Annotated in this window: 18 protein-coding genes and 1 tRNA gene; 13 read left to right on the top strand and 6 right to left on the bottom strand. The window is 49.1% G+C overall.

From position 1 onward, the window contains the following. Positions 1 to 180 precede the first annotated feature (180 nt). Positions 181 to 747, top strand: coding sequence for a C40 family peptidase (locus MKR05_RS14280; RefSeq protein WP_032428599.1), 567 nt, complete (start codon positions 181 to 183; stop codon positions 745 to 747). 44 nt (positions 748 to 791) lie between these two features. Here the strand turns inward: MKR05_RS14280 and phoE are convergent, their stop codons facing one another. Further along, positions 792 to 1844, bottom strand: coding sequence for a phosphoporin PhoE (gene phoE, locus MKR05_RS14275; protein ID WP_023288537.1), 1053 nt, complete (start codon positions 1842 to 1844; stop codon positions 792 to 794). Between the two features lie 289 nt (positions 1845 to 2133). Between phoE and proB the strand changes: the two genes are divergently transcribed. From proB to MKR05_RS14240, 7 genes are all read left to right on the top strand, one after another. Next, positions 2134 to 3237, top strand: coding sequence for a glutamate 5-kinase (gene proB / locus MKR05_RS14270; RefSeq protein ID WP_008805306.1), 1104 nt, complete (start codon positions 2134 to 2136; stop codon positions 3235 to 3237). Positions 3238 to 3247: 10 nt separating this feature from the next. Beyond that, on the top strand, positions 3248 to 4501 hold the full coding sequence (gene proA / locus MKR05_RS14265) for a glutamate-5-semialdehyde dehydrogenase (RefSeq protein WP_004147253.1): 1254 nt from the start codon (positions 3248 to 3250) through the stop codon (positions 4499 to 4501). Positions 4502 to 4614: 113 nt separating this feature from the next. Continuing rightward, a tRNA-Thr gene (locus MKR05_RS14260) sits at positions 4615 to 4690 on the top strand. Between the two features lie 163 nt (positions 4691 to 4853). Beyond that, positions 4854 to 6050, top strand: a complete 1197-nt coding sequence (locus tag MKR05_RS14255) for a phage integrase central domain-containing protein (RefSeq protein WP_032410151.1) — start codon at positions 4854 to 4856, stop codon at positions 6048 to 6050. Between the two features lie 303 nt (positions 6051 to 6353). Then, on the top strand, positions 6354 to 6911 hold the full coding sequence (locus MKR05_RS14250) for a hypothetical protein (RefSeq protein ID WP_071994603.1): 558 nt from the start codon (positions 6354 to 6356) through the stop codon (positions 6909 to 6911). A gap of 318 nt (positions 6912 to 7229) precedes the next feature. After that, positions 7230 to 8039, top strand: a complete 810-nt coding sequence (locus MKR05_RS14245) for a hypothetical protein (RefSeq protein WP_032410149.1) — start codon at positions 7230 to 7232, stop codon at positions 8037 to 8039. Next, positions 8036 to 11176 carry a DEAD/DEAH box helicase gene (locus MKR05_RS14240; protein WP_117040066.1) on the top strand — a complete coding sequence of 1047 codons (3141 nt, stop codon included), beginning with the start codon at positions 8036 to 8038 and terminating at the stop codon, positions 11174 to 11176. The genes MKR05_RS14245 and MKR05_RS14240 overlap by 4 nt, the downstream gene beginning before the upstream one ends. Before the next feature lie 268 nt (positions 11177 to 11444). On the opposite strand, the gene MKR05_RS14235 is transcribed toward MKR05_RS14240, so the two are convergent. Further along, complete coding sequence (locus tag MKR05_RS14235) at positions 11445 to 12470, bottom strand: hypothetical protein (protein ID WP_284118262.1); 1026 nt, start codon at positions 12468 to 12470, stop codon at positions 11445 to 11447. Beyond that, complete coding sequence (locus MKR05_RS14230; RefSeq protein ID WP_284118261.1) at positions 12392 to 14152, bottom strand: hypothetical protein; 1761 nt, start codon at positions 14150 to 14152, stop codon at positions 12392 to 12394. The genes MKR05_RS14235 and MKR05_RS14230 overlap by 79 nt, the downstream gene beginning before the upstream one ends. 201 nt (positions 14153 to 14353) lie before the next feature. On the opposite strand from MKR05_RS14230, the gene arsR reads away from it, so the two are divergent. Genes arsR through arsC form a run of 5 tightly spaced genes read left to right on the top strand, consistent with a single transcriptional unit; the run spans position 14354 to position 18652 of the window. Continuing rightward, positions 14354 to 14698, top strand: a complete 345-nt coding sequence (gene arsR / locus MKR05_RS14225) for an As(III)-sensing metalloregulatory transcriptional repressor ArsR (RefSeq protein WP_096875271.1) — start codon at positions 14354 to 14356, stop codon at positions 14696 to 14698. A 47-nt stretch (positions 14699 to 14745) separates the two neighbouring features. Beyond that, entirely contained in the window at positions 14746 to 15108 is a 363-nt protein-coding gene (gene arsD, locus MKR05_RS14220) for an arsenite efflux transporter metallochaperone ArsD (RefSeq protein WP_000855179.1), read from the top strand. Positions 15109 to 15125: 17 nt separating this feature from the next. Continuing rightward, a complete protein-coding gene (arsA, locus tag MKR05_RS14215) occupies positions 15126 to 16877 on the top strand; it encodes an arsenite efflux transporter ATPase subunit ArsA (RefSeq protein ID WP_032410144.1) in 1752 nt (583 codons plus the stop codon). 47 nt (positions 16878 to 16924) lie between these two features. Then, positions 16925 to 18214, top strand: a complete 1290-nt coding sequence (arsB, locus tag MKR05_RS14210) for an arsenite efflux transporter membrane subunit ArsB (protein ID WP_023305191.1) — start codon at positions 16925 to 16927, stop codon at positions 18212 to 18214. 12 nt (positions 18215 to 18226) lie between these two features. Then, entirely contained in the window at positions 18227 to 18652 is a 426-nt protein-coding gene (arsC, locus tag MKR05_RS14205) for a glutaredoxin-dependent arsenate reductase (protein WP_017880248.1), read from the top strand. Positions 18653 to 18686: 34 nt separating this feature from the next. Here arsC and MKR05_RS14200 read toward each other — a convergent pair whose 3' ends face one another. The 3 genes from MKR05_RS14200 to MKR05_RS14190 form a co-directional block, all read right to left on the bottom strand. Further along, a complete protein-coding gene (locus MKR05_RS14200) occupies positions 18687 to 19223 on the bottom strand; it encodes a GNAT family N-acetyltransferase (protein WP_032410141.1) in 537 nt (178 codons plus the stop codon). 124 nt (positions 19224 to 19347) lie between these two features. Beyond that, positions 19348 to 21105, bottom strand: coding sequence for an arsenical pump-driving ATPase (gene arsA / locus MKR05_RS14195; RefSeq protein WP_284118259.1), 1758 nt, complete (start codon positions 21103 to 21105; stop codon positions 19348 to 19350). 20 nt (positions 21106 to 21125) lie between these two features. Further along, on the bottom strand, positions 21126 to 21488 hold the full coding sequence (locus MKR05_RS14190; protein WP_284118258.1) for an arsenic metallochaperone ArsD family protein: 363 nt from the start codon (positions 21486 to 21488) through the stop codon (positions 21126 to 21128). Positions 21489 to 21547: the final 59 nt, after the last annotated feature.

The raw sequence follows: 21547 nt of genomic DNA, 5'->3' as shown, positions 1-21547 counted from the left end.
TGATGACAGAATCCTGGCACAGACTGTTGCGAAGTGACAACTGCCCTTTATGGCTGATCCATCCCATCGTTGTTTATTTTTAATCGTAAATAAACGTAAAGGCGGCATCAGCTTATTTAGCCGTTCTTTTTAATCGGCTATAAAACAAAGCAGTCTGCTTGCTACTTCGAAAATAACGATATGAAGCCAAAACTGAAGCATGCTCTCTTGTTAATTCCTTTTTTGTTGTTGGCAGGATGCTCCTCCTCACCGAAACAGGCAAAACACACAAAATCTCATGCGGATATGACCATTGATAGCGGATCGGACGATCTGATCCCGGTGGTGGCGGCCCTGCATGACCAGATGCACACCTGGCAGGGAACCCCCTATGAATGGGGCGGGACTGAACAAAGCGGCGTCGACTGCTCGGGTTTCGTCTGGCGCACGCTGAAGGATCGCTTTAACCTGCCGATGGAGCGGATCACCACCCGCGAGCTGTTGCACATGGGCGTGCGGGTCAATAAGCGCGATTTACGTCCCGGCGATCTGGTTTTCTTCCGCACCCGGGCCGGCATGCACGTTGGCTTTTACGATACCGATCATAATTTCCTTCACGCTTCGAGCAGCCAGGGCGTGATGCGCTCTTCGCTGGACAACCCTTACTGGGAGTCGGCGTTCTATCAGGCGCGCCGTCTGCCGAAGGAGTATAACGCGCAGATCACCATGAACAGCGACACCCTGCATCTGGCGAAGAACCGCCGCTAAAAAAAAGCCGCAGCCAGGGCTGCGGCGGATAGTTCTGAAGTAGATCAGAACTGGTAGGTCATGCCCAGCGCGACGATGTCGTCATCGTTGATGCCGAGTTTGTTATCGCTTTTCAGCTGGTTGATTTTGTAATCCACGAAGGCGTTCATGTTTTTGTTGAAGTAGTAGGTCAGGCCCACGTCAATGTAGTTAACCAGATCTTCACTCCCCACCCCTTCAATATCCTTCCCTTTCGACAGCACATAGCCGAGGGACGGACGCAGACCGAAGTCGAACTGGTACTGCGCCACCGCTTCAAAGTTCTGCGCTTTGTTGGCAAAGCCGCCGCTGATCGGGGTCATCTTGCGGGTTTCAGAGTACATGGTCGCCAGATAGATGTTGTTGGCGTCATATTTCAGGCCGGTCGCCCAGGCTTCCGCTTTCGAACCCTGGCCGCGGGCCAGCAGGTTCTGATCGTTGGTACGGTCGGAGCTGGTGTAGGCCGCGCTGACGGCGAAGTCGCTGCCGCCGAAATCATAGCTTAACGAGGTGCCGACGCCGTCGCCGTTCTGTTTCTTCGCTTCACGGCCTTCGTTTTTACCCTGGTACTGCAGGGTCATATCCAGACCATCCACCAGACCGAAGAAATCGGTGTTGCGGTAGGTCGCCAGGCCGCTGGCGCGCTTGGTCATAAAGTTATCGGTCTGAGCAGAGGAATCGCCGCCGAATTCCGGGAACATATCGGTCCAGGCTTCCACGTCGTACAGAGCGCCAAGGTTACGACCGTAGTCGAAGGAGCCGTAGTTCTTCAGCTTCAGCCCGGCAAACGCCAGACGAGTCTTCTGGCTGGAGTCGCTCTCGGTTTTGTTACCGGAGAATTCAGATTCCCAACGGCCATAGCCGGTCAGGTCTTCGTTAATCTGCGTTTCGCCTTTAATACCGAAACGCACGTAGGTCTGATCGCCATCCTTGCTGTCATAGTCGCTGAAGTAATGCATGGCTTTGATCTTGCCGTACACATCCAGCTTGTTCGCGTTCTTATTATAAACTTCCGCTGCCTGCGTCGCCGTCGAAGCCACAAAGCCCATCATCATTAATGCCAGAGTACTCTTTTTCATTATTCAGTCCTGGTGATTTATTTATACGCGCTATTCAATTGCGGGCGCTCGCCCATCAAAAACAGGAGGTTTTTTAACGCCGTGAGATTAAATATTTATGACAAGGTGGAACTTTTTATAAAAAAGCGTATTTAAATGTATCTGACATATTTTTGTCATACTCCCTCTCCAGAATGCCCGATCCCGCGCAATAAAATGGCGCGCCCGCCGCCCCGGGTGTTGGCAAGCGGGCCGACTCCTGCTACAACATCAGCTCGATATCGATATTCCTTTTGAACGGCAGAGAATCATGAGTGAAAGCCAGACGCTGGTGGTAAAACTGGGCACCAGTGTTTTAACAGGCGGGTCCCGTCGCCTGAACCGCGCCCATATCGTCGAGCTCGTGCGCCAGTGCGCACAGCTGCACGCCATGGGACACCGTATTGTCATCGTGACCTCCGGGGCCATTGCCGCCGGGCGCGAGCACCTTGGTTACCCGGAACTGCCCGCCACCATCGCCTCCAAGCAGCTGCTGGCGGCGGTGGGACAAAGCCGTCTGATCCAGCTGTGGGAACAGCTGTTTTCTATCTATGGCATTCACGTTGGCCAGATGCTGCTGACTCGCGCCGACATGGAAGACAGAGAACGGTTCCTCAACGCCCGCGACACCCTGCGCGCCCTGCTGGATAACAGCATCGTCCCGGTCATTAACGAAAATGACGCCGTCGCCACCGCGGAAATCAAAGTGGGCGATAACGACAATCTCTCCGCGCTGGCCGCGATCCTCGCCGGGGCGGATAAGCTGCTGCTGTTAACCGACCAGCCTGGCCTGTTCACCGCCGACCCGCGCAGCAACCCGCAGGCGGAGCTGATTAAAGACGTCTACGGCATCGACGACGCGCTGCGCGCCATCGCCGGCGACAGCGTCTCCGGTCTCGGCACCGGCGGCATGGGCACCAAGCTGCAGGCCGCGGACGTCGCCTGCCGCGCGGGGATTGATACTATTATCGCCGCCGGCAACCGCCCGGACGTCATCGGCCACGCGATGGAAGGTCTGCCGGTAGGCACCTGCTTCCACGCGCAGGAGTCTCCGCTGGAGAACCGTAAGCGCTGGATCTTCGGCGCCCCGCCGGCCGGTGAACTGACCGTCGATGCGGGCGCGACCCAGGCGATCCTCGAACGAGGCAGCTCGCTGCTGCCAAAAGGCATCAAAATCGTCAGCGGCAACTTCTCCCGCGGCGAAGTGATCCGCATCCGCAATAGCGAAGGACGCGATATCGCGCACGGCGTCAGCCGCTACAACAGCGACGCGCTGCGCCTTATCGCCGGCCAGCACTCGCAGCAAATCGATGCCATTCTGGGCTATGAATACGGCCCGGTGGCCGTCCACCGCGATGATATGATCATCCGTTAAGGAGCTGAAAATGCTGGAACAAATGGGCATTGCCGCCAAAGCGGCCTCCTGGCAGCTGGCGTTACTCTCCAGCCGGGAAAAGAACCAGGTACTGGAAAAGATCGCCGATTATCTGGAAGCGCAGACCGACGATATTCTGCGCGCCAACGCGGAAGATTTAGCGGAAGCTCGCGCCAATGGTCTGAGTGAAGCGATGCTCGATCGCCTTGCGCTGACCCCGGCGCGTCTGAGCGGCATCGCCAGCGATGTGCGCCAGGTGTGCAATCTGGCCGACCCGGTCGGCCAGGTGATCGACGGCGGGCTGCTGGACAGCGGTCTGCGTATTGAACGTCGCCGCGTCCCGCTGGGGGTGATTGGCGTGATTTATGAAGCGCGTCCCAACGTGACGGTCGACGTCGCCTCCCTGTGCCTGAAAACCGGCAACGCAGCGATCCTGCGCGGCGGGAAAGAGACCTGGCGCACCAACGCCGCCACGGTGAAGGTGATCCAGCAGGCGCTGCAGGAGTGCGGTCTGCCGGCCGCCGCGGTACAGGCTATCGAGAGCCCGGATCGCGCGCTGGTGGGGGAAATGCTGAAGATGGATAAATACATCGATATGCTGATCCCCCGCGGCGGCGCGGGCCTGCACAAGCTGTGCCGCGAGCAGTCAACGATCCCGGTGATCACCGGCGGGATTGGCGTGTGCCATATCTTTGTTGATGAAACCGCCGAGATCGCCCCTGCGCTGAAGATCATTGTCAACGCCAAGACCCAGCGGCCGAGCACCTGCAATACCGTGGAAACGCTGCTGGTACACCGCAACATCGCCGACACCTTCCTGCCGGCGTTAAGCAAGCAGATGGCCGAGAGCGGCGTCACCCTGCACGCCGCCCCCTCCGCCCTGCCCGCGCTGCAAAATGGCCCTGCAAAGGTCGAGCCGGTGAAAGCGGAGCAGTATGACGACGAGTATCTGTCGCTGGATCTGAACGTCAAAGTGGTGGCCGATATGGATGAGGCTATCGCCCATATCCGCGAGCATGGCACCCAGCACTCCGACGCCATCCTGACCCGGACCCTGCGTAACGCCAACCGCTTTATCAATGAAGTGGACTCTTCCGCGGTATATGTGAACGCCTCCACGCGCTTCACCGACGGCGGCCAGTTCGGCCTCGGCGCGGAAGTGGCGGTCAGCACCCAGAAGCTGCACGCCCGCGGCCCGATGGGGCTGGAAGCGTTAACCACCTATAAGTGGATTGGTTTCGGCGACGATACCATTCGTGCGTAAATGAGAACGGGCGATGCAAAAATAGGCAGTTGATTCCACTGGCTATTGACGCATCGCCCGCTAAGTTCTAACCTTTTGCCTCGTGATTCACGCTCGTGAACACCTCTTGCAGGGCCGATATAGCTCAGTTGGTAGAGCAGCGCATTCGTAATGCGAAGGTCGTAGGTTCGACTCCTATTATCGGCACCATTTCAAACTCTTCTCAAGTCTACCGAAATCAACTCAAAGCCCTTATACTGCGGTTTCTAGCCCGTATCTTATCTCCTGTTATCAACTGTATTCAACCGAAATCAAGTTACAGTTGGGGGCATAAGTGGGGGCATTCTGTGTTCGGTCCAGGGAGATGCCCCCAATGAAGCTAAATGCGCGACAGGTAGATGCAGCTAAACCCAGAGAGAAAGCCTATAAGCTGGCAGATGGTGCTGGTTTGTATCTTGAGGTTGTTCCCTCTGGCTCCCGATACTGGCGGATGAAATATCGCTTCAATGGAAAAGAGAAGCGTATGGCTTTTGGGGTCTATCCGGCAGTGTCCCTTGCACAAGCGAGAGCACTGCGTGATGAAGCCAAGAAAAAACTGGCCGAGGGTATCGATCCATCGTTTGCCAAGAAAGAAGAAAAGCTGGTTCGGGATGTGCAGCTCAATAATACGTTTCAGGCAGTTGCGCTTGAATGGCACGGAACGAAGGTGAGCCGATGGTCAGAAGGTTATGCCTCCGACATTATCGAAGCTTTCAATAAAGATATTTTCCCCTATATAGGCCAGCAACCGGTGAATGAAATCAAACCGCTAGTTCTGCTGAATGTGCTACGTCGAATGGAAAGCCGTGGTGCGACAGAGAAGGCTAAGAAGGTTCGCCAGCGCTGCAGCGAAGTCTTTCGTTACGCCATCGTTACCGGCCGTGCGGAATACAATCCTGCGGCGGATCTAACCAGCGCGATGTCAGGGCATGAATCAAAGCATTATCCCTTCCTTACTGTTGAGGAGTTACCTGATTTCTTCAAAGCTCTCTCAGGCTATACAGGAAGTCCGCTGGTTGTTCTTGCCGCTCGTCTGCTGATCCTTACGGGAGTCCGTACTGGCGAGCTTCGAGGTGCTTTCTGGAGTGAGTTTGATCTTGAGAAAGCGGTGTGGGAAATTCCTGCCGAGCGAATGAAGATGAAACGGCCTCACCTTATCCCCCTCTCTACCCAAGCGCTGGAGATCGTACAGCAGCTCAAAGTGATGTCTGGGCAATATCCTCTGGTGTTTCCAGGAAGGAATGACCCCCGTAAAACGATGAGCGAAGCGAGTATAAATCAGGTGTTCAAGCGGATTGGATACACGGGGAAGGTAACGGGGCATGGTTTCCGTCACACGATGAGTACGATTTTGCACGAGGAAGGGTTCAATACGGCATGGATTGAAACCCAGCTTGCGCATGTCGATAAGAATGCGATTCGTGGGACGTACAACCATGCGTTGTATCTGGAAGGGCGGAGGGAGATGATGCAGTGGTATGCGGATTACATTGATAACATTGGTAAAATTAATCTAATCATAGCATCATAATTTCACCTACAAACTTAGCTACTTATTCGTTAGATAAAGTGAAAATACAAGCAGGTCTCCTTCAAAACGGAGGAGTTCCATACCAGAAAATTTCTTTTTTTGCTGAGTTTCATTTCTGCTTTCTGGAGAAAAATTACATTTACTTCTGAAGATCTGCTTAGTTATGTAAGTTCAAACGATAGATACAAACGCAGGCTATAACGCTCTGTGAGGGATTCAGAAAGTCGATTGAATGTAGTGCCAATGGGGCACGGTAAGATATGTGAGTTTTACCTTTAAACTGACCATGCTAATGGAGGCATAATGGCTCGTATCGCTTGTCTTGGATGGGGTTCCTTAATTTGGGAGCCAAGAGGTTTACCTGTTCAGGGGAAATGGTCTGAGGATGGCCCACTTATATCCGTTGAATTCGCCAGACAGTCGCTAGATGGACGGATTACGCTTGTGCTAGTCGAAACTGATCGATTAGTGCCTTCCCTGTGGGCGATAATGGAATCAGTGGATCTTACCTCTAGTATTGAGGCTTTACGTTGCCGTGAAGGTATCCCAATAAAAAATATTGAAAAGCATGTTTGCAGGTGGTCTGCTGGTCAGCCTTCTCCAAAACTGATCCCAGGATTGTCTGAATGGGCTGACACCAATAACGTGGACCATGTGGTATGGACCGGTCTCCCTCCAAAATTCAACGGTAAAGAAATCCTTCCAACAGCCGAAAAAATTGTGAAGTATTTAGAACAACTATCTGGAGAACAAAGAGATAGGGCGGAGCAATACATTCGTCGTGCACCGCGTCAGATCGACACCATGTATCGGCGTATTATTGAATCATCGCTCCAGTGGCATTCAACGGGCGGTGAATAGGTATCTGGTCAGACCTGTGTTGAGGGCTGACATTTTAGCATGTGTTTGAGCTGATTAAGAGGAGGCAGGCTAGGGTTTCGCGGGTGCGTATAAACAGAATAAGATACCTTAACTCAGACTCGAGGACGTCCGTCATAAATGTCAGCCCCAAAACTACTAATTGCGGTGGCAAGTATGCCGTAAATTACCCCACTGCAAACCAGTAATTGTTTACGAGGTTACTATCCCCCGTTTAATCTAATGTTTTGACAGCATTGTTACAGTAGTAATGGATTGCCGATCTTGTTTTAAGGTGAATGCCCAACAAAAGGAGCTGTTATGCTACCCGACCATTTAAAAGGTTTACATTTAAGGTCAGCAGGTTTGATAACCGTTGAAGGCCGGACCATAAATGTTTGGGAGTTCTCGCCCCCAACTGATCCGGCGATTCTTGACAGTTGGGCACTGCATTTTCGTCGGCAATACTGTACAGACCAGGAGCTTCCTGAGCTCTTGTGCGGGACAGGAATGACGATAGAACAGTATCTAAATGCACATATTTTCCCCGACAAAGTCAAGGCTCCCGGGCCATCAATTCGTTCTGGTGATTTCGCTGAATTTCTCATTTCCGACTACTTGGAGTTCACGCTCAATCTGTGGGTGCCCCGAGGAAAATACGCTGACAAAGCCAGCAACAATGAGTCCGTCAAAGGCGTTGATATACTAGGCTTCCATCAGTTGGATATTGCTACTCCCAATCGAGGGGATGCCCTTTATGCCTTTGAAGTTAAAGCGTCTCTTTCAGGTGGTATATATGGTGGCCAGCTCCAAAATGCTGTTGACGATGGTTCTAACGATCAACACATAAGGCAAGCTTTCACGTTAAACGCCACTAAACGTAGGTACCTTCGTGAAGGAAAGACACTGGAAGTGAGCCGAATTGCACGGTTTCAGAATCCTGCAGATAACCCTTATACATATTACTCAGGTGCGGTTGCTGTTCTTTGCAACACAGCTTTCAATGAAGAAGAGCTTGCCAAGACACTGGCCAACACGCACTCAAATGAGGCAGCACTTTATCTGATGGTTGTGAGATCCGATCTTCAGATGAAACTGGTTCATGAACTTTACGAGAGGGCCTGCAAATGAAGGCTGGATTCAATAGCAAACGCCTCTTTGGCATAACACGCTCGAAAGGTAAGATGTACGAGTTTGGTCTGGATGAGTCTCTGCATCTCAGAATGCCTGAAGGTTCAGATCCTCTGCAGCTGTTTATTATGACCGTAGCAACCTTGGGCGACGTTACCGGGGTGCTGGCTGAGCTGTCACTGCCATTAGTTTCTCTTCCCCCTGAGCCGCAAGCGGAGCTGAATTTCTGCGCCAGCTTTTTTGACGCAGTTCTGGATTCAGGATTTGCACAAGGCCTCGAAAGCACAACATTACTATTAGCCTCTGCCGCCTATTATGTGGCTCGACGCCCGGGAAGTAGCTTAGTCCTTGCCCGTCGAATTGAACCTAAAGAAGAAGACAACAATGTTGAGCATTTGCTTCAATGGTTGCTCAAAGCGGACTGGAGGACTTACTGGCTTTTAGACGACAAACGTTATGGACCGCTGCTAACATCGTTTTCGCGTGCTGTTGCTAACCATTTTGCCGAAGGTACCCAGCTACAAGAGATTGATGTACTGATGAAACTCCTCAGGAATGAGGCTTATAAAATGGGCACTCCCGAGGAAGTGCTTTATGCAGATGTCGCCATATCGATTTGTCGTATGAGGCTTGCAGCATCTGCTTGGGTAACCCTCTCCCAATATTCAGGTTTATCAGTGGATCATTGGCGGCCGGTCATTCAGAGGGAACGCTTTCCTAAAGAACTCTGGCCTTCTCAGATTCTTTTAGGGGAAAGAGGGATATTCAGAGGTGACTCGGGCTTGATTCAGATGCCTACAAGTGCCGGGAAAACTAGGTCGATTGAGTTAGTTCTGCGCAGTGCATTCATGTCTGGGCGCACGAAGCTTGCGGTTGTGGTTGCACCCTTTCGGGCACTCTGCCATGAAATTGCCTTATCACTTCGGCAAGATTTGGCCGGCGATGACATTAAAGTCAATGAACTGACGGATGCCTTGCAGATTGACTTCGTTGAACAAATTGCTGACCTTCTGGGAAGTGCCCCGCCCTCAACATCGAACGTATTAGTCCTCACACCCGAAAAGTTTCTCTATGTGCTGCGTCAGTCCTCTCAGGCTTTGAAACACATTGGTCTTGTCGTTTACGACGAGGGGCACCAGTTTGATACTGGCGTGAGAGGTATAACCTATGAATTGTTGCTCACCGAAATCAAGGGATTGCTGCCTGATACAGCGCAGACTCTACTTATTTCAGCTGTGATGCAAAATCCACAGGCCATTGCTAGCTGGCTGATGGGTGAGGATAAGGCACAGGTTATTGACGGCGCAACGCTATTACCTACGAGCCGGTCTGTTGCCTTTGCAAGCTGGACAGAGTCGCTTGGACAGTTAATGTTTTATGAAAATGGATATGACAAAGAGGACTACTTTGTTCCGAGAATAATCGAAGCGGCACAGCTATCGGGAATTAAAGCAGACAGCTCGATATTTCCGACCCGGACGAAATCGAGCGACGTATCGCTCTATTTGGGTCTACGCGTTATTAGTAAGGGATCCGTAGCTATTTTCTGTGGGACAAAGTTGATTGCAAATGGTATAGCAAAAAGGGCTGTCCAGATTGCGGATGCAGGATATAACACGTTATGGCCTTCAACCTACGCTAATCCTGAAGAAGTCATGGCACTGAAAACTATTATTGAGGGTAATTTCGGTAGCAATTCCTTTCTTTTAAAAGCTGCAAAGCTGGGTATATACACGCATCACAGTAATACACCTCAGGGTATACGCTTAGCACTAGAACATGGTATGCAGAAAGGACTGATTAACTTTATTGCATGCACATCTACGCTTGCTCAAGGTGTAAACTTGCCTATTCGCTATCTTATCGTGCAGGGAGTATATCAGGGGGTAGGACGTGTCAAAGTTCGCGACTTCCAGAATCTTATTGGGCGTGCCGGTCGTGCAGGGATGCATACTGAGGGGGTTGTAATCTTCGCTGATTCAACAGTTTGGGACAGAAGGAAAAATTGGCAGGAAGGATGGAAATTTCAAAGCGCTGTGGAGCTTCTCTCTCCTGACCGCGCTGAAGGCGTTACCAGTTCACTCCTTTTATTGTTAAAACCTTTTGCACTCCCCCGTAACCAAGAATTGCCCTTTGCTGGGGGCGATTTGCTGGATTTTATGGATAAGGAGGTTGAGTGGGAAGGCTGGGCTAATCTGGTGGCGGATTCAGACCCTCGCCTCAGTAAGTCGCAAAAAGATGCTCTAGTAAAAGCGCTGTTGAGCTCCTTGGCAGAACGGAAAAAGATGACGCATACACTTGAAAGCTATCTAATGGCAAACTGTGCTGCGATGGATGCAACCGCCTTTGAACAGAGGGCCGGGGAACTTGCACGCGAGACATTGGCGTACTCGCTTGCCTCTGCCGAAGAGGCTGAGAAACTTGAAGAATACTTCAGATTGGTTGCCAGACGTATTGAGTCGGTTGAGAGCTCACCCTTAAAGCAGGCATTCTTCGGCAAGACATTGCTGGGCGCAAAGCAGACTAAATTTATTGAAGTATGGTCAGGCGAACATAGAGCAATGCTGCTAGCGCTGGATTCCTCTAATGGATGGCTCAATGCCGTCTGGCCACTACTGACCGAGCTCTGCGACAATCGTTTTTTCCGTAGCGTCGAGCCTGCAGGTGCAGGGTTCGAGATCGCACTTTCGTGGATGTGCGGAATGAGTTACGGAGAAATCTTCAAGAAAGCATCTCAGATGCAGGTTAAAAAGAAAGCCGGTAAGCGTAAACAAAAAGTGAGTGACGACGATATTCTTAAGTTCTTGGAGAGCACACTGGCATTTGATTGTTCGCTCATTCTGGCAGCTCTTGCACAATTCCTTTTTAGTCCAGAGGAAATAATCGGAGAGCAAGGGGCATCGCTCGCTCATTTTCAGAAGAGCCTAAAAAATGGCCTCCCTGACGTGCTATCCATGAGTATATTTGAGGCGGGATTTGCTGACCGTTTTATTTCTCAAGCTATTCGCGACGCTCTCCTCCAGGATGGATATGGAGGCAGCTCATTTGATGAGGCTAGGCAAAATCATTTAAGCGTTATTGAGCAAGTTGTCAAAGGAACCCCTGCTTATTTCAATTACGTTTTAAGCTCATACTGATGTCTGGTGGACTCGTAGCACGGTGCATTATGCTGCATGGGTTCCACCACATGATGCGTACCATTTTGCATGAATAGAAATTTAACACTGTCTTGAGTGAGTTACAGCTTGCTCACGTCGATAAAAACTAATCCGCGAAACGTATAACACGCTAGCGTTTATGTGGGTTATATAGTGATATAGAGAACTCTTGTTTACTTTTAAAATACTAAGAGCTATATATTCTTGAGTCTAATTGTAGCAATCCTTTGCTACAATTAGATTATTCTTACATTTTAAGTAAGCGATTATATCTTAAGTTGAAGGCCTCTTTTCCACCTTCCATTATCTCACAAACATTAAGTCTGACATCAGTGTCACATAAACCACCTGCAGATAGTAATTGCACCTGACCGCCGTTAAAATGCATAACATTTATGTACTCAGCATCTCCATTTACAACTATGTTTGGGTTGTGGGTAATGATTATAATTTGTCTTCTTCTTTTATTGCTATGTATTTGAGATACTATTAACTTATTGATTAGAGCATTATCTAAATCATCTTCTGGTTGATCGACTACTATTGGATTATCTCCATGACTTAACAGGAATGCGAGAATTGCAGCGGCTTTCTGTCCCGCAGAACCTCTGTCAATTGAGGCGAACTTCCCTTTTTCAACATCTCTTGCATATTCTACCAGTAAACGGTCTTGTGGAAGCCAATTAATTATTCTTTCTAATATTTCTGGCTGCGACTTTATTTTTTCACATAACGATGTTTTAAATCTGCCATCGACTCTATGTATAGTTACATCTTCACTTGCTGCAATTTTGAATATAGTATCCTTTATTTCTGAGATATATTTTATCGTTTTTCTTAAATCTCCACCATCATTTATCACTTTATAAAGTAAACTATCTTCACGATCATCTTGATAAATGGATGAATTGAACCCATTGCTATAACCTAGAATAGAACGGAAATCATTTTCAATATTGTTTTTATCTCCAAATGGAATGATTGACATTTTAACATATTTATTATTCCCAATTACTGAACGGATGAATTTCTCTCGTTTTTTTTGTAGGCGTCTACGTAAGATGTAACTCAAGGAAATCGAACGATTAAAATCTGTTTTGTAAGACTCAAGTTTATTTTCTTCTTCTACGATTTCATCTAACTGTTTTTGTGTGTTATTTCTTTTTTCGATCCATTGTTCATATTCTTGAGGGTTCAGTTCATGCCCTTTGCTTTCGTAAGTTTGAACAACGTCCTTATACCGATCAATGATTTTTTTACTATTTTTTTCCATTCAGAGTTATCGAGTGCTTGTACGGTTTGCTGTACAATGTTGTCAATCTTTTCTTTTGATGATTTGATATCAGATATGACTTTATCAATTTCAGCAGTGAAATTTTTATGAATTTCACTTACTTCATTTTCATTTTCTAACTCATGTCCTAAATTAGATAAATCAAGAGGGACTGTGTTAAAATCAATAATTGATTGTAATGCATTGCTCAAACTTTCTATTTGGAAACTATCTTCTATTTTTGTTTGTTTTTTTGATAGCGTTTGATAGTTATTAAAAACATCTTTATGCCCACCCTTTTCAAAGCTGGATATATCAGAGTTTAAGTCATCAATTTGAGCTTGAATAGAGGTTTTTTCAAGAGCGCTCAGCTCAATTTTCCTAATGCTTTTTGCTAAATTAATTGATGTAACTTGTTGGGAAGCTAATTTCTGTTTCCAGCTGGAAATATCTACTTGTGGTGTTCGATCAACTATGTTTAGTAAACTTTCAGGATTAGATGCTAAGGCATTGATTTGCTTTTGGCTATAAATGCTTATATTGAATCTTTCCTCTGGTTTGCCCGGAGCATCTTGCCACTCTTCATTTTCAAATTTCTTTATTTCAATGTCATTATTTTTTGTCCATATAACATTAAATAAATCATCACGCCTCTTTATTCCTACACTGATTTCGGTATCATCTCTAGTAACTCCATCAATAAAAGAATCTAGATCTCTTTTTATAGATTGTAAGCCGACTAACTCTTCAGATCTACCCATCGCAATTCGTAGTGATTCAACAAATGTTGATTTACCAGCGCCACGTCCACCAATTATAGCATTGAAGAGAGGGTGCAGTTTTATCTCAACAGGTTTTCCTGGGATAATTCCACAGTGGGTCATTTTTTTAATTGTTAGGTTGTTAATTGACAGGTTTGGTAGAGAATTAGGATCGTCAATTTCGTTACTTACGCAGAATTTATTATCGTATAAGGCAAGCCTTAAACCATCAATTGTTGGTTTTCCCATCTTGATCCAAGAGGTATTAGCTCCTAGTCTAGACTTTTCGTGAGCATCAGAACCTTTAACTCTACCTATATCTTGAAATGTCTTTTGTAGTTCTACATCTACGCTATCAAGGAAGTTTAAATCGACAAATTCTGCTGCAACAATTTTTTTTGCCCATGTACTTATTTCTGAGTTGTTGTTTTTTATTCCCTTTAATAGCCCTTTAGGACCATCAATATGCGCAGGAATAGCAATTCCATTTTCCTTGCTTATCAGCTCAATTACTTTATCAACAGATTCGGTAGCGCATGTTGACTCTGCATCTCCATGTCCTTCCGTAATCCCACACATGCCAAGCACACCATTAATTTTAGCTGTGCCACAAGAGGGGTCAAAAATTGATAATATATGAACCCTAGATTGCCCGGTGCTTACGGTTATTTCACATCCTGGGAATAAAATTAATGGGCGATATTCTTGATAGGATGTTTCAAGCGCTTTTAGCTCTTGCTTCAAGATATCAATCCATGCCCCACTAACATGGTCAGTTACTGCAACGCAGTCAACCTCTCTTTCCATCAGGGCAATGAGCCACTCTTTTGCTGTTTCTGCTGGCGCTTTGTAATCTGATGAGGCAGGAGTGTGTGTATGAAAATCAAATTTATACCAATAGCTTCCTACATTAGTGTACATATCAAAGTCCTACTAAGTTATTAAGCTGAAACGTTTTATTGTTTTAAAACATGATGTTAAATCATATTTCCTATTCACATTTTTTACTATTAAATTTTAAAAATTTTGAGTTTTGCTTTCATATATGAAAAAATGCATGTGATGTTGATCGTTTCATTTTTCCGCGTGATAATGAATGTTTCCGTCAGAGGAGAAATTCCTATGAAGCCCCTACAACTCTTCAAAAACCTCTCCGATGAAACCCGTCTAGGGATCGTACTGCTGCTCAGAGAGATGGGAGAGCTGTGCGTGTGCGATCTCTGTACAGCGCTGGATCAGTCGCAGCCCAAGATCTCCCGCCATCTGGCAATGCTCCGGGAAAGCGGTCTATTGCTGGATCGCAAGCAGGGGAAATGGGTTCATTATCGCTTATCCCCGCATATTCCATCCTGGGCTGCTCAGGTGATTGAGCAGGCCTGGTTAAGCCAACAGGACGACGTACAGGCCATCGCCCGTAAGCTGGCATCGGCAAACTGCTCTGGTAGCGGTAAGGCTGTTTGCATCTAAAAAATTTGCCTGAACATATATGTTTTTCCAAATGTGAGGTATTCAAAATGAAGACGTTAACGGTGTTTGACCCGGCAATGTGCTGCAGTACCGGCGTATGTGGCTCAGATGTCGATCAGGTTCTGGTTGATTTTTCTGCTGATGTGCAGTGGCTGAAAGGACGTGGTGTACAGGTTGAACGTTACAACCTGGCGCAGCAGCCCATGAGCTTTGTTCAGAATGAGAAAGCGAAAGCATTCCTCGAAGCATCTGGAGCAGAAGGTCTTCCGTTACTGCTATTGGACGGTGAAACGGTGATGGCAGGGCGATACCCAAAACGCGCTGAGCTGGCTCGCTGGTTCGGTATTCCGCTGGAGAAGGTAGGGTTAGCTCCCACCAGCTGCTGTGGTGGTAATACTTCCTGTTGCTGAATATGTCAGGAGGACATATGAAATTCTTACAGAATATCCCGCCTTACCTGTTTTTTACCGGTAAGGGAGGTGTAGGTAAAACTTCTATTTCCTGCGCGACGGCAATCCGCCTTGCTGAACAGGGTAAGCGGGTTTTGCTGGTCAGTACCGATCCGGCCTCCAATGTCGGTCAGGTATTCGATCAGGCTATCGGTAATACCATTCGCCCTGTGACGGCAGTTCCTGGGCTTTCTGCTCTGGAGATTGACCCGCAGGAAGCCGCCCAGCAATACCGCGCCAGAATCGTTGATCCTATCAAAGGTCTTCTGCCTGATGATGTTGTTAACAGTATCAGCGAGCAGCTTTCAGGAGCCTGTACGACTGAGATTGCGGCGTTTGATGAGTTCACCGGCTTATTGACAGACGCTTCCCTGCTGACCCGTTTCGATCACATCATTTTTGATACAGCGCCGACGGGCCACACGATTCGCCTTCTCCAGCTTCCCGGTGCCTGGAGTAGCTTCATTGAAAGTAATCCAGATGGTGCTTCCTGTCTTGGCCCAATGGCCGGGCTGGAAAAGCAGCGTGAGCAGTATGCTCATGCAGTAGAGGCGTTGTCCGATCCTGAACGTACCCGCCTGGTTCTGGTTGCACGACTGCAAAAATCTACGCTGCAGGAAGTCGCCCGCACCCATGAAGAACTCGCCGCAATTGGCCTGAAAAACCAATACCTGGTGATTAATGGTGTGCTGCCTAAAGCCGAAACTGAACATGACGCCCTGGCCGCTGCGATTTGGCAACGTGAGCAGGAGGCACTGGCAAATCTTCCTGCCGGTTTATCTGGGCTACCGACAGATACCCTATTACTACAGCCAGTCAATATGGTTGGTGTTTCAGCATTGAAGGGACTGCTGGATACCGGTTCTGAGGCATTACCGCTCCCGGTAACGAACATCCAGTACACGCCTGAAAATTTATCGCTCTCTGGCCTGGTCAATGATATCGCTCGCAGCGAACACGGCCTGATTATGCTGATGGGCAAAGGTGGCGTAGGGAAAACCACGATGGCTGCTGCCATCGCCGTAAGGCTGGCAGACATGGGATTTGACGTGCATCTCACGACCTCTGATCCTGCTGCGCACCTGAGTACAACGCTGAACGGCAGCCTCAAAAACCTTCAGGTCAGCCGCATCAACCCTCACGATGAAACCGAACGCTATCGCCAGCATGTTCTTGAGACGAAAGGAAGAGATCTGGACGAAGCAGGGAAACGGCTACTGGAAGAGGATTTGCGCTCTCCCTGTACTGAAGAAATTGCCGTGTTTCAGGCCTTTTCCAGGGTGATTCGTGAAGCGGGTAAACGGTTTGTTGTCATGGATACCGCCCCTACCGGACACACGCTGTTGCTGCTGGATGCGACTGGGGCTTACCACCGAGAGATTGCCAAGAAAATGGGGAGTAAAGGTCATTTTACTACCCCAATGATGCAGCTTCAGGACCCGGATAGAACCAAAGTTCTGCTGGTTACGCTTCCTGAAACCACACCGGTGCTGGAAGCGGCAAACCTGCAGGCTGACCTTGAAAGAGCGGGGATTCATCCGTGGGGCTGGATTATCAATAACAGCCTTTCCATTGCGGATACGCGTTCTCCGTTGCTTTGCCAGCGCGCCCAGCAGGAACTGCCTCAGATTGAGGCTGTTAAGAATCAGCACGCTACCCGTATAGCGCTCGTTCCGGTACTGGCGTCAGAGCCCGCCGGTATTGAAAAGCTCAGAGAGTTGATGAGTTAATTTTTTGGCATATACAGGGCGACAAAGTCGCCCTGTCAGGAGGTTTTATGTTACTGGCAGGCGCTATTTTTGTCCTGACCATTGTTTTGGTTATCTGGCAACCAAAGGGATTAGGGATCGGCTGGAGTGCAATGCTGGGCGCGGGACTGGCTCTGATATCTGGCGTTGTGCATGTGGGCGATATTCCGGTGGTGTGGAATATCGTCTGGAACGCGACGGCGACCTTTATTGCCGTGATTATTATCAGCCTGCTGCTTGATGAATCAGGCTTTTTCGAATGGGCGGCATTGCATGTTTCGCGCTGGGGTAACGGTCGTGGCCGTTTGCTCTTTACGTATATCGTCCTGCTAGGTGCAGCGGTGGCGGCATTGTTTGCCAACGATGGTGCGGCATTGATTCTTACTCCAATTGTCATCGCCATGCTACTGGCATTAGGGTTCAGCAAAGGCACGACACTGGCATTTGTCATGGCTGCCGGGTTTATTGCCGATACGGCCAGCCTGCCGCTTATCGTGTCGAACCTGGTGAATATCGTCTCGGCGGACTTCTTTGGTCTGGGATTCACCGAATATGCGTCGGTGATGGTGCCGGTGGATATTGCCGCTATTATCGCCACGCTGGTGATGCTGCATCTGTTCTTCCGCAAAGATATTCCACCGACTTACGACCTGGCTCTCCTTAAAGCACCGGCAAAGGCGATTAAAGATCTGGCAACCTTCAGAACCGGCTGGATAGTGTTGATCCTTCTTCTGGTTGGCTTTTTCGTCCTTGAGCCGTTGGGTATCCCGGTCAGCGCGATTGCTGCTGTAGGAGCTGTCATTCTGTTTGCGGTGGCGAAACGAGGCCATGCCATTAACACTGGCAAAGTGCTGCGCGGTGCGCCATGGCAGATCGTCATCTTCTCATTGGGGATGTACCTGGTGGTCTACGGTCTGCGCAACGCCGGGCTAACCGAATACCTTTCCGGTGTGCTGAACGTACTGGCGGATAAAGGACTCTGGGCTGCGACGCTGGGTACTGGCTTCCTGACGGCTTTCCTGTCTTCCATCATGAACAACATGCCTACCGTGCTGGTTGGCGCTCTTTCTATCGATGGAAGCACCGCAACAGGCGTTATCAAAGAAGCGATGATCTACGCCAACGTGATTGGCTGCGATCTGGGCCCGAAAATTACACCTATTGGTAGCCTGGCAACGCTGCTCTGGCTGCATGTCCTTTCACAGAAGAATATGACCATCACCTGGGGATACTATTTCCGCACCGGGATCGTCATGACTCTGCCTGTGCTGTTTGTAACGCTAGCCGCGCTGGCGCTACGTCTCTCTTTCACTTTGTAATGAGATACTGATATGAGCAACATCACCATTTATCACAACCCAGCCTGCGGCACGTCGCGTAATACGCTGGAGATGATCCGCAACAGCGGTAATGAACCGACAGTCATTCATTACCTTGAAAATCCACCGTCACGCGATGAGTTGGTCAAACTTATCGCAGATATGGGGATTACAGTACGGGCGCTGCTGCGTAAAAATGTCGAGCCTTATGAAGAACTGGGGCTTGCCGAAGACAAGTTTACTGACGATCAGTTAATCGATTTTATGCTTCAGCATCCGATCCTGATTAACCGCCCGATTGTGGTAACACCGTTGGGAACGCGCCTTTGCCGCCCTTCCGAAGTGGTACTGGATATTCTTCCGGATGCGCAAAAAGGCGCATTTGCTAAGGAAGACGGCGAGAAAGTCGTTGATGAAACAGGTAAGCGATTGAAATAAACATAAAGGGGGCAGACGCCCCCTTATTCCTGCCTCAGAGCATAAGATCTGAATCTTCTGGCAGAGTACTATTTCCTTCACCAAGTTTCATTTGCAGCAAAACCGTGTCAAGCCAGCGGCCATGTTTGAAACCAATGTCCTTTAATGTACCTATTTCAGTAAATCCTGCGCGGATATGAAGCGCTACAGAAGCGACGTTAGCGCTGTCACCCACAACAGCAATCATCTGGCGATAGCCTTCGGACTCGGCCCATTTTAATGCATGATCGAGCAGTGCTTTTCCGACGCCCTGTCGCTGATAAGCCGAATCAATATATATCGAATTTTCGACCGTATACCGATAGGCATGGCGTTCACGGTAACGGGAAATATAACAGTAGCCGATGACCGTATCGCCATGCAGAGCGACATACCAAGGGAATCCCCGAGACTGAATGCTCCTCAGTCGGTTAAGCATTTCCTGCGTATCCGGAGGTTCGGTTTCGAAGCTACCTGTACCATGCAGAACATGGTGAGCATAGATATTGCGTATCGCGGTAATGTGCTGTTCTTCAGCTTTAATAATGTGCATCGAATTGCTCCAGTAATGGTGTTTTACAAACTACCGGAATTCGCGACAGCAGGTTAAGTACTTAAACTTATAACCTGTATAAGCAAAAGTTTGGCTGCAGTAAATGGGGCCGCAGCCCCATCTATTAGCCCGCCATTTCTGCCAGCAGAGCCGTACCCACAGGTTCTTCATTCTGCAGTGGCGTTAATGCAATACGCTTTGCATACTGCTCTATAACGTCATTTATCAATGACAGTTCGCGACTTGCTCGGGTTACGAGGAACGGTGAGGACGGTTTCGCAGCAGCCAGACTGCTATTAATTACCCATGCCCATGGCTCAATTTCAGCCCGACGCAAATCCTGCTGCAGGTTTGCTGCTTCCAGTACAGGTGTCGTTTCGGCAAGCGTCACGATAATCACCTTCGTCTTCTCCGGGTCCTGCAATTGCATCATTGGCGTCAACACATTGTCATGCGTTTGCCCCATCTGGCGCACCATTTCCCGGTGATAGGCTCCTGTTGCATCCAGTAGCAGAAGCGTGTGGCCTGTTGGTGCTGTGTCCATAATGACAAAATGATCGTCTGCCTCTTTGATGATCCGCGAGAATGCCTGGAAGACGGCGATCTCTTCAGTACATGGTGAGCGGAGATCTTCCTCCAGCACCGCCAGCCCTTCTGCATCTAACCCTTTCCCCTGATTTTCCAGAACAAAGCGACGATAGCGTTCTGTCTCTACTTTCGGGTCAATACAGCTGACCTGAAGGTTTGGTAGCGAGCCATCCAGCGTATAAGACAGATGTGCTGCCGGATCGGACGTCGTCAGATGGACTTTATGGCCGCGTTTTGCCAGAGATACCGCCACCGATGCCGCAACAGTCGTTTTGCCCACACCGCCTTTACCCATCGTCATTACCAGACCTTTACCTGTCAGGCTGAGTTCATCCACCAATGAGGCAAGTTTCGGTAAATCCAGAGTATTTAGCGTGGTAGTTGGGAGAGACATCGAGGCTTCGCTCTCTGTAAATAACTCACGCAAGGCTTCGAGACCGACCAGATTAAATGGCTTCAGAAACAGCTGCGAGCGGGGAAGGTTCGCCAGATTCTCTGGCATAGCAAGTAGTGCTTTTCCCTCCCGAGCCAAAATACTTTGCGCCAGCGGATCATTCTCACCCACAAATGGTGGCAAGACACCATTAATGGCAAGGTGTTGATGCTGCAAACCGATAGCAGACAGCTCATCATGCGTATGGGAAACCTCTTTTAGTGTCGAAACCTGGGCACGGGCAACCAGAACCAGACGCGTGAGTGCAGCATCAGAGAGAGCCTTAACCGCGTCTGAGTACTGGTGCTGTTGTTTCTCCAGCCCCACCAGCGGCCCGAGGTTAGCGGCGGCATCAGGGTTCGCTTCGAGATAACCGCTCCAGGCCCCCGGCAACTCAAGCATGCGGATAGTGTGACCGGTTGGCGCGGTATCAAATACGATATGGTCATACTTTTCCCGCAACTCATGGTTGGTAAGAAGACCAGTAAACTCATCAAATGCCGCGATTTCCGTAGTACAAGAACCGGAGAGTTGCTCTTCAATACTGCTGACTACATCGGCAGGCATCAGCCCGCGAACAGGGTCGAGCACTCGGTCACGATAGGCTTGTGCTGCAGCCATCGGGTCAACTTCCATCGCCGCAAGATTTTGGACGGTACTGATATCTGTTATTCGGTGGCCGATAGTCTGGCTAAATACCTGACCGACATTGGAAGCCGGATCGGTACTCACCAGAAGCGTTCTCTTACCCTGATCGGCCAGCCACACCGCAGTAGCACAAGCGAGGGATGTTTTACCCACGCCACCTTTACCGGTGAAGAAGATGAACGGGGGAATGTCTTTTAAAAATGGCATATTCATCAGCGATAGCTCCTCTGGAATTAAGGCATACGTGGAATGCAGCAGCAGCTTGGTTCCGCGCTGTCTTCACTCCAGCCCTGAGGAAGCTGAATACCGGCCCAACGGGCGATATCTTCACGAGTCGGCAGTTTGCCTGCCATTACCAGCTTGCCGTCAAGTAAGGTGACAGGAAGGGATTCCATCCCTGATGTGTTCAGGAACTCTTTGATGACAGGCGTATTCAGGAACTGCTGCGGATTCTTCGCGAGGCTGTAGCGCTGAATATCAACGCCATTTTTTTTCGCCCATTCGGCGCTGGCGTTCCATTTGACGGCTTCGTCACTGACCACAACGCTACTGGTTGCGCAGCAGCCTGCAGCTTCAAAGATCTCAATTTTTGACATGGACTGTTTACCTCTGTGTTTAGTCATTTGGCTTTACACTGAGGTAAACGAAGGTGGTG

The organism is Klebsiella sp. K5-204, from assembly GCF_030128585.1.
Lineage (GTDB): Bacteria > Pseudomonadota > Gammaproteobacteria > Enterobacterales > Enterobacteriaceae > Klebsiella > Klebsiella quasipneumoniae.
This window is presented reverse-complemented; position numbering and strand designations above follow the sequence as displayed.

Coding starts and splice junctions, on each gene's coding strand:
- arsA (WP_032410144.1), top strand. CDS start 15,126: ATGAAATTCTTACAGAATATCCCGCCTTACCTGTTTTTTACCGGTAAG.
- arsD (WP_000855179.1), top strand. CDS start 14,746: ATGAAGACGTTAACGGTGTTTGACCCGGCAATGTGCTGCAGTACCGGC.
- MKR05_RS14255 (WP_032410151.1), top strand. CDS start 4,854: ATGAAGCTAAATGCGCGACAGGTAGATGCAGCTAAACCCAGAGAGAAA.
- arsA (WP_284118259.1), bottom strand. CDS start 21,105: ATGAATATGCCATTTTTAAAAGACATTCCCCCGTTCATCTTCTTCACC.
- MKR05_RS14280 (WP_032428599.1), top strand. CDS start 181: ATGAAGCCAAAACTGAAGCATGCTCTCTTGTTAATTCCTTTTTTGTTG.
- arsR (WP_096875271.1), top strand. CDS start 14,354: ATGAAGCCCCTACAACTCTTCAAAAACCTCTCCGATGAAACCCGTCTA.
- arsC (WP_017880248.1), top strand. CDS start 18,227: ATGAGCAACATCACCATTTATCACAACCCAGCCTGCGGCACGTCGCGT.
- proB (WP_008805306.1), top strand. CDS start 2,134: ATGAGTGAAAGCCAGACGCTGGTGGTAAAACTGGGCACCAGTGTTTTA.
- MKR05_RS14190 (WP_284118258.1), bottom strand. CDS start 21,488: ATGTCAAAAATTGAGATCTTTGAAGCTGCAGGCTGCTGCGCAACCAGT.
- arsB (WP_023305191.1), top strand. CDS start 16,925: ATGTTACTGGCAGGCGCTATTTTTGTCCTGACCATTGTTTTGGTTATC.
- phoE (WP_023288537.1), bottom strand. CDS start 1,844: ATGAAAAAGAGTACTCTGGCATTAATGATGATGGGCTTTGTGGCTTCG.
- proA (WP_004147253.1), top strand. CDS start 3,248: ATGCTGGAACAAATGGGCATTGCCGCCAAAGCGGCCTCCTGGCAGCTG.
- MKR05_RS14235 (WP_284118262.1), bottom strand. CDS start 12,470: ATGGAAAAAAATAGTAAAAAAATCATTGATCGGTATAAGGACGTTGTT.
- MKR05_RS14240 (WP_117040066.1), top strand. CDS start 8,036: ATGAAGGCTGGATTCAATAGCAAACGCCTCTTTGGCATAACACGCTCG.
- MKR05_RS14230 (WP_284118261.1), bottom strand. CDS start 14,152: ATGTACACTAATGTAGGAAGCTATTGGTATAAATTTGATTTTCATACA.
- MKR05_RS14250 (WP_071994603.1), top strand. CDS start 6,354: ATGGCTCGTATCGCTTGTCTTGGATGGGGTTCCTTAATTTGGGAGCCA.
- MKR05_RS14245 (WP_032410149.1), top strand. CDS start 7,230: ATGCTACCCGACCATTTAAAAGGTTTACATTTAAGGTCAGCAGGTTTG.
- MKR05_RS14200 (WP_032410141.1), bottom strand. CDS start 19,223: ATGCACATTATTAAAGCTGAAGAACAGCACATTACCGCGATACGCAAT.